General features: G+C 70.6%; 14 protein-coding genes. 7 read left to right on the top strand and 7 right to left on the bottom strand.

The window, feature by feature from the left end:
- The first annotated feature begins 16 nt into the window (after window positions 1–16).
- Window positions 17–841 carry a dioxygenase family protein gene (locus tag AC07DU_RS07310; RefSeq protein WP_479110094.1) on the top strand — a complete coding sequence of 275 codons (825 nt, stop codon included), beginning with the start codon at window positions 17–19 and terminating at the stop codon, window positions 839–841.
- Window positions 842–1,130: 289 nt separating this feature from the next.
- Window positions 1,131–2,108, top strand: a complete 978-nt coding sequence (locus AC07DU_RS07305) for a sigma-70 family RNA polymerase sigma factor (protein ID WP_360891239.1) — start codon at window positions 1,131–1,133, stop codon at window positions 2,106–2,108.
- 75 nt (window positions 2,109–2,183) lie between these two features.
- On the opposite strand, the gene AC07DU_RS07300 is transcribed toward AC07DU_RS07305, so the two are convergent.
- Window positions 2,184–3,146: a helix-turn-helix transcriptional regulator gene (locus AC07DU_RS07300; RefSeq protein ID WP_479028622.1), complete on the bottom strand. Its 963-nt coding sequence runs from the start codon at window positions 3,144–3,146 to the stop codon at window positions 2,184–2,186.
- Window positions 3,147–3,230: 84 nt separating this feature from the next.
- Between AC07DU_RS07300 and AC07DU_RS07295 the strand changes: the two genes are divergently transcribed.
- Complete coding sequence (locus AC07DU_RS07295) at window positions 3,231–4,757, top strand: MFS transporter (protein WP_479110429.1); 1,527 nt, start codon at window positions 3,231–3,233, stop codon at window positions 4,755–4,757.
- Window positions 4,758–4,845: 88 nt separating this feature from the next.
- Here AC07DU_RS07295 and AC07DU_RS07290 read toward each other — a convergent pair whose 3' ends face one another.
- Window positions 4,846–5,616 carry a DUF6227 family protein gene (locus AC07DU_RS07290; RefSeq protein WP_360891245.1) on the bottom strand — a complete coding sequence of 257 codons (771 nt, stop codon included), beginning with the start codon at window positions 5,614–5,616 and terminating at the stop codon, window positions 4,846–4,848.
- Between the two features lie 192 nt (window positions 5,617–5,808).
- Here AC07DU_RS07290 and AC07DU_RS07285 point away from each other — a divergent pair, with 192 nt between their 5' ends.
- Complete coding sequence (locus AC07DU_RS07285) at window positions 5,809–6,450, top strand: vitamin K epoxide reductase family protein (RefSeq protein WP_479110092.1); 642 nt, start codon at window positions 5,809–5,811, stop codon at window positions 6,448–6,450.
- A gap of 88 nt (window positions 6,451–6,538) precedes the next feature.
- On the opposite strand, the gene AC07DU_RS07280 is transcribed toward AC07DU_RS07285, so the two are convergent.
- Window positions 6,539–6,949: a rodlin gene (locus tag AC07DU_RS07280; protein ID WP_479028615.1), complete on the bottom strand. Its 411-nt coding sequence runs from the start codon at window positions 6,947–6,949 to the stop codon at window positions 6,539–6,541.
- Between the two features lie 288 nt (window positions 6,950–7,237).
- On the opposite strand from AC07DU_RS07280, the gene AC07DU_RS07275 reads away from it, so the two are divergent.
- Entirely contained in the window at window positions 7,238–7,777 is a 540-nt protein-coding gene (locus AC07DU_RS07275; protein WP_479028612.1) for a hypothetical protein, read from the top strand.
- Window positions 7,778–7,899: 122 nt separating this feature from the next.
- The gene (locus AC07DU_RS07270) at window positions 7,900–8,139 is read left to right on the top strand and encodes a chaplin (protein ID WP_360891257.1); all 240 of its coding nucleotides are present in this window, start codon (window positions 7,900–7,902) and stop codon (window positions 8,137–8,139) included.
- Window positions 8,140–8,226: 87 nt separating this feature from the next.
- On the opposite strand, the gene AC07DU_RS07265 is transcribed toward AC07DU_RS07270, so the two are convergent.
- The 4 genes from AC07DU_RS07265 to AC07DU_RS07250 form a co-directional block, all read right to left on the bottom strand.
- Window positions 8,227–8,574 (bottom strand): hypothetical protein, encoded by a 348-nt coding sequence (locus AC07DU_RS07265; RefSeq protein ID WP_361939154.1) that lies wholly within the window; start codon window positions 8,572–8,574, stop codon window positions 8,227–8,229.
- Between the two features lie 175 nt (window positions 8,575–8,749).
- On the bottom strand, window positions 8,750–9,829 hold the full coding sequence (locus tag AC07DU_RS07260) for a chaplin (protein WP_479110090.1): 1,080 nt from the start codon (window positions 9,827–9,829) through the stop codon (window positions 8,750–8,752).
- 121 nt (window positions 9,830–9,950) lie between these two features.
- Window positions 9,951–10,184: a chaplin gene (locus tag AC07DU_RS07255; protein WP_479110088.1), complete on the bottom strand. Its 234-nt coding sequence runs from the start codon at window positions 10,182–10,184 to the stop codon at window positions 9,951–9,953.
- A gap of 243 nt (window positions 10,185–10,427) precedes the next feature.
- Window positions 10,428–10,838, bottom strand: a complete 411-nt coding sequence (locus AC07DU_RS07250) for a rodlin (RefSeq protein WP_453372838.1) — start codon at window positions 10,836–10,838, stop codon at window positions 10,428–10,430.
- 318 nt (window positions 10,839–11,156) lie between these two features.
- Here AC07DU_RS07250 and AC07DU_RS07245 point away from each other — a divergent pair, with 318 nt between their 5' ends.
- On the top strand, window positions 11,157–12,248 hold the full coding sequence (locus AC07DU_RS07245) for a DUF3344 domain-containing protein (protein WP_479110086.1): 1,092 nt from the start codon (window positions 11,157–11,159) through the stop codon (window positions 12,246–12,248).
- Window positions 12,249–12,261: the final 13 nt, after the last annotated feature.

The raw sequence follows: 12,261 nt of genomic DNA, 5'->3' as shown, positions 1-12,261 counted from the left end.
GACCGAGGAGCGCCCCATGACCCAGGCCCCCGCCCCCGCACCCCTGGCCCCCGCGGGCGCCGGCCCGCAGGGCGCCCGCATGCCGGCGCTGTACCTCAGCCACGGGGCCCCGCCGCTCGCCGACGACCCGGTCTGGCCCGGCGAACTGGCCGCCTGGTCCGCGGAACTGCCCCGTCCCTCGGCGATCCTGATGGTCTCCGCCCACTGGGAGGAGGCCCCGCTCGCCCTCGGCGCCACCGAACGGGCGCCGCTGGTCTACGACTTCTGGGGCTTCCCCGAGCACTACTACCAGGTGCGCTACGAGGCCCCCGGCGCCCCGCGGCTCGCCGCCTCGGTCCGGGCGCTCCTCCAGGGCCCCGGCACCCCGGTCCAGGACATACCGGACCGCGGCCTGGACCACGGCGCGTACGTCCCCCTCGTGGAGATGTTCCCGCAGGCCGACGTCCCGGTCCTGCAGATCTCCATGCCCACCCTCGATCCACGCCGCCTGATGGACATCGGCCGCAAGCTGGCGCCGCTGCGCGACGAGGGCGTCCTGATCGTCGGCAGTGGCTTCTTCACCCACAACCTCGCCGCGCTGCGGCACGCGGGCGTGCCCGCCTGGTCGGCGGAGTTCGACGCCTGGGGCCACGAGGCCCTCGCCTCCGGCGACCTGGACTCCCTGCTCGACTTCGAGGCCAAGTCCCCCTCGGGCCGCCTGGCCCACCCTCGTACGGAACACTTCGCGCCGCTCTTCGTCACCCTCGGCGCGGCCGAGGCCTCCGGCGACCTCACATCCCGCCGCGACCCGGTCACCGGCTTCTGGATGGGCCTGTCCAAGCGCTCCCTCCAGTTCGGCTAGGACGGTCCCCAGGCAACCAGAACGCTGCGGGGGCCGTCTTGCGGGGTGGGAGCGCGGCCACGGCGGCGCTGTTCCGGAGGGGGTCTGACCTGCCCTTCTTCGGGCTCCTGCGGTCCAGGTCCCGCTCGTGGCGGGGCAGGGTACTGCAAGATCTCGAAAAAGGGACAACGGTGTGGGAATTCTGTCCCGATTCCAGTCGTTGTTTCCTTCAGAAGCGGGCACTCGGGAGAGTGTCCCGGGACGCACCACCGAGCCACACCGCGACCGAACTCATCGCAAGGGAGCACGCATGGCAACCCGCGCCGTCGCCCGTCGTCAATCCACGAGCAGCGCCCGCGCTGCGGGCGGAGAGATCGCAGACCGCGACCTGGTCGGCATGTACCTCGACGAGATCGCGCGCACGCCGCTGCTCGACGCCGCCAAGGAAGTGGAGCTCTCCCAGATCATAGAGGCGGGGGTCTACGCCCAGCAGATCCTCGACGGTGCGATAGAGCGGGACGGGGACAGCCTGCCGCGCGCGGAGCTGGAGGCGCTGGCCGCCGAGGGCGAGCGCGCCAAGGAAGTCTTCATCCGCTCCAACCTCCGCCTCGTCGTGGCCGTCGCCCGCCGCTACCCGCGCAGCGGTCTGCCCCTCCTCGACCTGATCCAGGAGGGCAACGCCGGCCTGGTCCGCGCGGTGGAGAAGTTCGACTACGCCAAGGGCTTCAAGTTCTCCACGTACGCCACGTGGTGGATCCGCCAGGCGATCACCCGCTCCATCGCGGACCAGTCCCGCACCATCCGCCTCCCCGTCCACCTGGTCGAGGAGCTCGGCCGGATCCGTCGCGTCCAGCGCGAGTTCAACCGCGAGAACGGCCGCGACCCGGAGCACGCCGAGATCGCCGCCGAGCTGGACACCACGGAGAAGCGCGTGGGCGACGTACTGGACTGGGCCCGCGACCCGGTCAGCCTCAACATGTCGGTCGACGACGAGGGTGACACGCAGTTCGGCGACCTGCTGGAGGACACCTCCGCGATCTCCCCGGAGCAGTCCGTCCTCTCCCTGCTGCGCAGTGAGGAGCTGGAGGACCTGCTCGGCAAGCTCGACCAGCGCACCGCGTCGATCATCAAGATGCGGTACGGGATCGAGGACGGCCGCGAGCGGACCCTGACGGAGGTCGGCAAGCAGCACGGTCTGACCCGCGAGCGGATCCGCCAGATCGAGAAGCACGCCCTGCTGGAGCTCAAGCGGATGGCCCGCGACACGGGCTTCGACGCGGTGGCCTGAGCAGGCCTGAGCACAGCCCCCAGACGAGCCCCGGTGCCTATCCCCCCCAGGCGCCGGGGCTCCCCGCGCTCCGGGCTAGGCCTGCGCACGCCCCGTGGCCTGTGCCAGCCTCGCGCCCAGCGCCCCCGCCGCCGCATGCAGCTCGGCCGGCTCCCGCACCGTGAACGGGACGCCGACCAGGGCCAGCCGCGCCGCCGTCCACTCCGGCGCGTCCCCGCTCTCGAAGCGGACCACCGTCTGCGGCCCCTCACCCGGCAGGGCCGCCGTCCGGAGCCACTGCGGCAGCTCCTCGGCCTCCGCGGCGAAGGCGACCTCCACCACGTACCTCGCCGCGCCCCGCGCGTCGAGCCCCCGCCGCACGAACTCCTGCGCGTCCACCGGCAGCTCGCGCGGCGTGAACCTGGCCCCCGTCGCGAACGGCTCCGTCACCCGGTCCACCCGGAAGGTGCGCCAGTCCTCGCGCTCCAGGTCGTAGGCGACCAGGTACCACCGGCTCCCCGTGCTCACCAGCCGGTACGGCTCCACCAGCCGCCGCGACGGCGCCCCGTCCGCCGCCCGGTACGCGAACCGCAGCCGCTCCGGCCCCGCGACCGCCGACGCCATCGTGGTCAGCGTCTGCGGGTCCACGCGCGCCCCGTCCCCCCGCGTCAGCGCGGTCGTCGCCGACTGCAGCGCGCTCACCCGGTGCCGCAGCCGCGAGGGCAGGACCTGCTCCAGCTTCGCGAGGGCCCGTACGGAGGCCTCCTCCACCCCCTCGATGGCGTGCCCGGCCCCGGCCCGCAGTCCCACCGCGATCGCCACGGCCTCCTCGTCGTCGAGGAGCAGCGGCGGCATCGCCGCCCCCGCGACCAGCCGGTATCCGCCCTCCGCACCCAGGGTGGCCTCCACCGGGTAGCCCAGGTCCCGCAGTCGTTCGATGTCACGCCGGATGGTCCGCGGGCTCACCCGCAGCCGCTGCGCCAGCTCGCTCCCGGGCCATTCGCGCGGGGTCTGGAGGAGGGACAGCAGGGAGAGCAGCCGTGCCGGGGTATCGGTCATGCGATCCAGGTTGCCAGCGAAAGCGGACACACTCTGACCTATATCCCGTCTAGGTTTCTCCTCATGAGCACCGAGACGTCGTCCATGACATCGCCCGAAAGAGAGAAGGGGCCCGTACACGGCGGGCCCGCCTCGCCCACCGACCGCCGCCGCTGGCTGGCGCTCGCCATCGTGATGACCGCCGCCTTCATGGACCTGGTCGACGTCACGATCGTCAACATAGCCATCCCCAGCATGCGCCAGAACCTCGACGCCTCCACCAGCGCGATCCAGTGGATCACCGCCGGCTACGCCCTCGCGTTCGCCGCCGGCCTGATCACCGGCGGCCGTCTCGGTGACATCTACGGCCGCAAGCGCCTCTTCCTCGTCGGCATCGCGGGCTTCACGGCCGCCTCGCTGCTCTGCGGCATCGCCGCCAACCCGGGCATGCTCGTCGCCTCCCGCATCCTCCAGGGCGCGATGGCGGCCATGATGGTCCCGCAGGTCCTGGCGATCATCCACGTGACCTTCCCCCCGCACGAGCGCGGCAAGGTCTTCGGCATGTTCGGCGCCATCGTCGGCCTCGGCGCGGTCTCCGGTCCGATGCTCGGCGCGCTGCTCACCGAGTGGAACCTCTTCGGTCTCGAATGGCGCCCGATCTTCCTGATCAACCTGCCGGTCGGCATCGCCGGCGTGATCCTCGGCCGGAAGTTCATCACCGAGTCCAAGGCCCCCAAGGCCCTGCGCCTGGACCTCGTGGGCGTCGTCCTGGCGACCCTCGCCCTGGTCATGCTGATCTTCCCGCTCACCCAGGGCCGCGAGAACGACTGGCCGCTGTGGGGCTTCGTCTGCATGGGCCTGTCGCCGTTCGTCTTCGCCGCGTTCCTCGCCTACGAGCAGTACAAGATCAAGAAGGACGGTTCCCCGCTCGTCGAGCTCTCCCTCTTCAAGGTCAAGAGCTTCGCCGGCGGCATCGCCGTCCAGCTCACCTTCGGCATCGCGACCGGCATCTTCTTCCTGGTCTGGACGCTGTACATGCAGATGGGTCTCGGCTGGAGCGCCCTGCGGGCCGGCTCCACCGGCATCCCCTTCTCGATCGCCGTCTCGGTCGCCGCGGGCCTGTCGGTCCAAAAGCTCGTACCGCGCTTCGGCCGCAAGGTGCTCCAGGCCGGTGCCCTCACCATGGCCACGGGCCTGCTCCTCTACATCTGGGAGTCGCAGCACTACGGCATGGAGATCGCCTCCTGGCAGATGGCGGCCCCGCTCATCGTCATGGGCGTCGGCATGGGCCTGATCGTGGCCCCGCTCAACGACACCACGCTGTCGGAGGTGCCGCGCGAGCACGCGGGCTCCGCGTCCGGCCTGATCAACACCACCGGCCAGATGGGCAACGCGCTGGGTCTCGCCCTGACCTCCGTGGTCTTCTTCGGGCTGATCGACGACGACCTGGTCTTCGGCCCGCCGTACGTCGAGGCGTTCCGCGGCGCGCTGTGGTGGGTCGTGGCCGTCCTGGTCGTGATCTTCGCGGTGATGTTCATGCTGCCGCGCAAGGCGATCCCCATGGAGCAGCGCGAGGGCGGCTCCGAGCACGCCGGATCGGCCGAGCCCGCCGCCGAAAAGGTCCCGGCCTAGGACCCTCCCGGCGCCCCAGCTGACGGACATGCCCGCCCTCCACGGCCGGGCATGTCCGTTCTCTGCGTTCTGAGCGCGGCCCGGGGCGTCACCGCACCCGGGCGCGCAGCTCCATGGCCTCGCGCGCGGCGCACTCGCTCTCGTACACCTCGCACATGTGCCGTCCGTCGGGGGTCACCGTGTGCTCGACCTCCCACAGGCTGAGCTCGCTGCCGTCCAGCAGCACGAAGGCGTGCTCGTACAGGCTGAAACCGGCGTCCCGCCCGTCGGACAGGCACTGCCGCCCGCCGAACGCCTGCGTGATCCGGTGCGCGTAGGCCGACCGCAGCCGCGTCGCCACCGGCTCGCCGGGCCGGTCCGCGTTCTCCGCGCGGCGCAGCACGCGCCGGGCGTGGTCGGCGGACTGCTCCACCGCGTAGTCCCGGTGCCGCTGCACCGGCGCCGAGCCCGCGAACAGCACGCTCAGCGCCGTCATGTCGTTCTCCGGCTCCTCCTCGCCCGGCAGCAGCACCGGATCGGCGGCCCCGCCCGCGGTGGCCTCACCGAAGAGCCGGGACACCGCCAGGCAGGTCTCCGCCTTGCTCACGAAGACCTCGTGCCGGACCGTCCGGTCGCCCTCCAGCCGGTACGCCAGCTCCCACAGCGAGACCGAACCGCCGTCGGTCAGCAGATAGGTGTGCCGGTGGGTCTCCCGCCAGATCCCCGTCGCCGGACTGTGGTGGGTCGTATAGAGCGACGAGCTGTGGGCGAGCGCCGTACCGAGGCGCTCGACCAGCCTGTCCGGCAGGTCGTAGGAGTTGAGGGCGCGGCCGAGGAGTCGGTCGAGGTGCGCCTCGGTTGTCTCGTACGGATCGCTCAAGGTGGGTCTCCAGGCCGTCGCAGCTTGTCACTTAGCGGAAGCTCAACGTAACCCCTGGATCTGACATCACGTCCGGGGTTCGGTAAAACGTCCGGGAAGCATCGGAGGTTCCCGCCACCCCTTCAGGTCAACTTGCGTACGGATGCGCATGGTTCGGCCCGCTCTGTGGTGGAGCGCGGGACTATGGGCCACATGGCAACGAATACAGTGGGCGTCCCGCGGCAACAGGGACGGCCCGGCAGTCGACACGAGGGCGAACCGGCCCCCGTACCACGGAGGTTGGCCTGGCTCCTGGTTCTCACCGGGGCGGCCGGGCTCCTGGCCTCCTGGGTGATCACCCTCGACAAGTTCCTCCTGCTGGAGGACCCGAACTTCAAGCCCGCCTGCAGCCTCAACCCGGTCGTCTCCTGCGGCAGCGTCATGAAGAGCGACCAGGCGGCGGTCTTCGGCTTCCCCAACCCCATGCTCGGGCTGGTCGCGTACGCCGTCGTCGTCTGCGTCGGCGCGGGCGTCCTGGCCGGTGCCCGCTACCGCGGCTGGTTCTGGCTGGGTCTGAACGCGGGCACGCTGTTCGGCACCGGCTTCTGCGCCTGGCTGATGGTCCAGTCGCTCTACGAGATCAACGCGCTCTGCCTGTGGTGCTGCCTGGCCTGGGTGGCGACCCTGCTGATGTTCTGGGCGGTCACCGCGCACAACGTCCGTACGGGCGCGCTCCCCGCCCCCGGCCCGCTGCGGGGCTTCTTCACCGAGTTCGGTTGGGCCCCGCCCGCCCTGCACATCGGGGTGATCGCCATGCTCGTCCTCACCCGGTGGTGGGACTTCTGGACCGCCTGACGGCCGGCCGCGCACACGAGGGCCCCGGCAGCTGGACGCTGCCGGGGCCCTCGTCACATCACCACGGCGTTCGACGCCGGGGAGGAGATCAGCTGCCGGCCGAGAGGTTGCCCGAGAGGACCGGGATGTTGTCCAGGATGTGGGAGAGCGGCTCGTCGCCCTTGGCCTGGGTGGAGTTCTCGGTGCACTGCTGGTTCTGCGGGTTGGACAGGATGTTGATGTCCTGGACGCCGATGTTGAGCGCCGCGACCAGCGACTGGGCGTTGACCTTCGCCGGCAGGGCGATGCAGGGCTTGTTCAGGCTGCCCTGGACCAGGCTCAGCTGCGGGCTCATGTCGCCGTGGGTCTTCTGGTTGCCGTAGATCTGCTGGGAACCATTGCCGTTGACGGTGTTGACGCCGTTGTCGTTGCCGATGGCCATCGCCGGGGCCGCGGCAGCGGCGCCCGCGCCGACCGCAACGGCGGAAACCGCGGCGGCGGTCATGAACTTCTTGAACATCTTGATCCTTTTGTCGCACGAGTGCCCGCTGATGGAGCGCCCTGGTCAACTGCCCCGGCACGGGTTGGTTCCGGTGCTTCACTCAAACGGCGTGTGCGCGGCGAGGTTTTCCCCGGCCCGGGTGAGCGGCCTCCGGACGCGTGCGCGAAGCCCGTACGCAGCCCCCAGCCGCTCACGTCCGGTTGCGGTCCGTGTGAGGTGTTCGCACGGTGGGTGAGGAAGCGGATCGTTCGGGTCCGTTCGCGTGTCCCCACCAGTTCGCGTTTCCCCACCCAAAAGGAAATCTCCATGCACCGCACGAAGCCGTCCCGCGCCCGCCTCCTCGTCCCGTCGGCCCTCGCCGTCGTCATACTGTCCGGCGCGGCCGCCCCCGCGGTCGCCGCGGACGGTGAGGGTGCCGGCGCCGTCAACGATCGAGTGGCGTCCGTCCAGCGTCAGGTCGACAAGATCGAGAAGCGCGCCGCGGCCGCCGGCCCGATCGACGACCTCCTCGCGGGCCTCAGCAAAACGCTCGAGGGCCTCCTCGCGACCGTGGGCGGCCTGCTGCCCGACGGGGTGACGCTGCCACCGATCGAGCTGCCGAAACTCCCGGAGCTGCCCGGCCTGCCGGACCTCTCCGATCTCATCCCCAAGCTGCCCCCGGTGGAACTCCCGCCGGTCGACGGGGTGGTCCCGGAGCTTCCCGCGACCCCGGAGCTTCCCGCGACCCCCCTCGTGCCGCCGGCGGACGCCGTGCCCGAGATCCCCGAGATCCCGGAGATCCCGGAGATCCCGGAGATCCCGGACGTCCCCAAGAGCTCGGGGCGGGCGGAACACGCCACGGGGTGACGCGGATTGGTCCGAATAGGTCTCATCTCGCGGGTACCCGTGTCGTCGTGGGAGGCTGAACCGTTCTGCTCGGTGTGAGCCCCGGATTCGGGGCAGAACGTCGAACAGAAGGTGCACTTCCCATGAACTCTGCCAAGAAGGCAGCCCTGGTCCTGGCCACCGCTGGTATCGCTGCGGCCGGTGCCGCCGGCTCCGCCGCCGCCGACGCGTCGGCCGAGGGCGCGGCCGTGGGTTCCCCCGGCGTCCTCTCCGGCAACCTGCTCCAGGTCCCGGTGCACATCCCGATCAACGTCTGCGGTAACTCCGTGAACATCGTCGGTCTGCTGAACCCCGCGTTCGGCAACGTCTGCGTCAACGACTGACGTCGACCGCACAACCCAACTGTGGGCGCCCCGGCCTCGCCGGTGGCGCCCACAGTCGTGTGCGGTGCGTGATCAGCGGGGGCGGTCTCAGCCCTGGCCGCCGTTGAGCTTCACGCCGCCGAGCATCGGGGACGCCTGGGTGGCGCCGTTCGCGAGGCCGAGCACCGTGCCGGGCACGTCGTTGCGGATCTTGTTGACCTTCTGGGCCGTGCCCACGACCTTGTTGACGGTCTCGCCCTGCTCGGCCAGCCCGTTGCCGACGGTCTGGGGGAGCGACTCGGTGACGGGTGCGACGGCGTTCAGCGTCTCCGTCACCCCGCCGGTCAGGCTCATGGGCGGCATCGCCGCCTGGGGCTCGGCCGCGAAGGCGGAGGAGGAGGCGCCGAGGGCGGCGACGGAGCCGACGACGACAGCGGCGACCTTCGTGAGCTTCATTATCGAAATCCTTTTCCAGTGGCGACCGTCGCGCCACTTTCGCCCTGGGTAACGATTCCCCGCCGCTACGGAAACGCGGACGCGTGGACGGTGAGGATCGGGGGCATGACAGCGGCCGGAGAATCCGACGAGGGATTCTCCGGCCGACATTTCTTCTGATTACCGGTATTGCCGGTCAGGCGATACGCGACCGCCGGTACAAAATGGCGCCGCCCAGGATCAGGGCGGTGGCGAGGGCCGCCGCGGCCGCGGACTGGCCCGCTCCGGTCTCGGCCAGCACGGGTGCGGTCACGTGCGCCGGAGCGGGCGCCGGGGCGGGCACCGGCGCAGGCGCCGCGGACGGGGCCGGGGCCGGCGCCGGGGGCAGGTGGACGGGGACGTCACCGGCCGGGCCGGCCGGCGGCTGGTCTCCCGGACGTACGACCTCGGGCGCCGGGGCCGGGTGCTCCACGGGCTGGCTCCCGTGCGGGGGCCGGGGCGCGGGCGCCTCTTCGACCGGGGCGGGGAGCGGGGCGGGCGCCTCCTCGACCGGAGCCTCGGGTGCGGGTGCCTCGTGGACCGGAGCCTGGGGCCAGGGCGCCGGAGCGGGCAGCGGGGCGGGGTGCTCCTCCACCGGCTGCGGCATCGGGTGCGGCCGGTCGGGCGCGGGCGGGGCGTGGTGCTCCGGCGGGGGCGGCGCGGAGCCGGGGTGGTCGTCGCACTCCTCCTCCGGGCGCTCCTCCCCGCCGGGGCCGCCGTAGCCGCCCTCGTGGCGCTCCTCCTCGACGCGCGGCTTGGCGTGCCGAGGTCCGTCGCGCCGGGGCTCCTCCTGCCGCTGTTCTTCGAGGCCCGGCGACCCGTGGCGCTGCTCGGGCACCGCGTGCCGCGGCCCCGGGTGCTCCTGCGGCTCCTGCTGCTCCCGGCGCTCCTCGTGCTCGTCGAGGTAGCGCTTGAAGGCCTCGGCGTTCTCGGGGCTGAGGTAGCGCTCGTACGCGTGGTCGTCGCCGCCGTGGGCGCCGGTCGTGGTGACACACGTGTTGCCCATCGCGGGGTTGAGCGCCGCACCGCCGTCCACGCTGTTGCCACAGACGTTCGGGGCGAGGGTGACCGGTACCGAGACGCTGTTACCGGCCAGCACACCCGGTGAGTGCGAGGCCTCGGCGCTCGCTCCGGGGTGCGCGTAGGCCGCGCCGGCCGCGATCGACAGCAGACTCGACGCGGCCGCAGCCGTGAGCATGCCCTTGCCCAGAACCTGTCGGCTCAGTACCTGTCGCATGGATCCTTCCCTGTCTACCGGCGCTCCCGCCGGTGTCGAATCGGAGGTGGCCCCGGAGTGCACCGCCGTGCACTCCGAGGCCACCCCGAGGAGGTTCGCCCGTGGGGGCGCAACCGCTTCGTCAGTGGTTGACGCAGATGTTGCCGAACGCCGGGTTCAGTGCCGCGATCACGTTCACGGTGTTGCCGCAGAGGTTGATCGGGATGTGGAGGGGCACCTGGACCACGTTTCCGGAGAGGACGCCCGGGGAGCCCACGGCGGTGCCCGCGGCCACGGAGTCCGCGAGGGCGGGGGTGGCAGCGCCGGCCGCCATCAGAACCCCGGCGGTCAGCGCCACTGCCTTCTTGTGCATCATTTCTTTTTATTCCCTTCATGCAGAGGCGTATCCACTGCACGATGAACAACGAGTGGTCCGGATAAAAGAAACCGCCACTTTTTCGGCGGTGATCCGGCAATTCATCCCAGCGCGGGCCGAATCAGCGGTCGAATTCGGGGCGGGGTTTCTCGACGCTTTTTCCGCGGTGCCGGGGAAGCGCGCCCCAATGCGGCGAGGCCGCCGCGACCCGAAGGTGCGGCGGCCTCGCGGGCAGCGCTTCGGTCAGCTGCCGCTGGACACGTTGCCGGAGAGGATCGGGATGTTGCTGAGGATGTGCGACAGGGCCTCGTCACCCTTGGCCTGGGTGGAGTTCTCGGTGCACTGCTGGTTCTGCGGGCTGGACAGGACCGGGATGTCCTGGACGCCGACGTTGACCAGGGCCAGGACGGACTGGACGTTGGCCTTCGCGGGGAGGGCGATGCAGGGCTTGTTGAAGGAGCCCTGGATCAGCGCCATCTGCGGGCTCATGTTGCCGTAGGTGGCCTGGTTGCCGTAGATCTGCGCGGCGTTGTTGCCGTTGACGGTGTTGATGCCGTTGTCGTTCCCGATGGCCATCGCCTGCGGGGCCATGGCGGCGCCCATGCCCACGACCGAGGCGGCAACTGCGGCCGAGGCCATCATCTTCTTGATCATTGGTGTCCCTTTTTTGCAGGATTGCCTGGTACCGGAGCGCCTGGATCAACGGCGCCACCCCGCCTCGGGTTGCGTGGATTCACCCGGATGCAGGCGTTTCGGGCGTCTGGTTGACGCTCAGGCGTTCACGCCGGTGTGCCGGACACTCCGCATTTCCATTCGGTCGAACAATGGTGCACGTCATAACGACCCGCCCGTTGGCAGGGTGCGTGCCATCGCCCAAAAGGCCGTACGAGCGAGTCCGACGTGATTTCCAGCCCGATTTCTGACAAAGTTCACTCCTGTTTTGTTCCCTTGATCGAAAATGGAGACAGGGTCATGGGTTCCTCCCGAAGAATCCTCGGCACGCTCGGTCTGCTGTCCTGCCTCACGCTTTCCGCCCATGCCCCCGCGGCGTGGGCGGCGGCTCCCGAGCCCAAGGAGCTGCCCCGGGTTCCCTTCACCCAGCGTTACCAGGCCGTGCAGCACGGCGGGCTGGTACGGGCCTCCAACTCCGGCATCAGCTGCCGCCGGGAGGAGTCCCCGCAGGCCGAGCCGTGCGCCGAGGTCAAGAAGGGCGCGGCGGGGGTCAACAGCGACTTCGAGATGTTCTACAGCGACGTCGACAAGGATCCGGACACCTACAACTCCACCCGCGCCGAGCTCAAGGTCCCGCAGGGCGCGAAGGTCTCGTACGCCCGCCTGTACTGGGGCGGGAACCTGCGGGTGGGTGAGCAGAAGCCGCCGGAGGACAACGGGAGGGTGCTGGTCGCCGAGCCGGGCGGCTCGTACAAGGAGGTCCTGGCCGACACGGTCATGGGCCACCGCACGGACGCGGGCAGCGACGCCTACCAGGCGTCCGCCGACGTGACCCCGCTGGTGCGCAAGGGCGGCGCCGGGATGTGGACGGTCGCCCAGCTCAACATCGCCATGGGGCACTCGGACGTGGGCGCCTGGGGCGGCTGGACGCTGGTCGTCGCCTACGAGCACCCGCAGGAGCCGGTGCGCCGGATCTCGCTGTGGGACGGCTTCGAGGGGCTCGCCGCCCGGGGCGGTGACGGAACGGTCCGGATCGAGGGCCTGGACGCGCCGGCCGGGTCCGCGGGCCGGGTCGGGGTGGTCGCGTACGACGGGGACCGGGGCACTCTCGGTGACTCACTCACCGTGACGGCCGACAGTGGTCGCCGGGTGAGCCTCAGCGACGGAGAAAATCCTTTTAATGATGTTATGAATTCCACGATCACGGAATTCGGAAATCAGTCGTTCGTGCGACAGCCCGAACATGTGAACAATCTCGGATATGACGCGGACGTCTTCGACCTGAGTCCCGCCCTGTCCGGTGGTGCCCGCAGCCTGGAATTCAGGTTCACGGGCGAAAGTCAGGGTCATTTCCTCGGCGTGCTCTTCGCTCAGACAGACGCACGCCGCTGAACGTAGGAGACCA

Source organism: Streptomyces sp. NPDC045695 (assembly GCF_056432025.1).
Note: the sequence above shows the minus strand (reverse complement) of the source record. Positions and strands in the feature narration are given on the sequence as shown.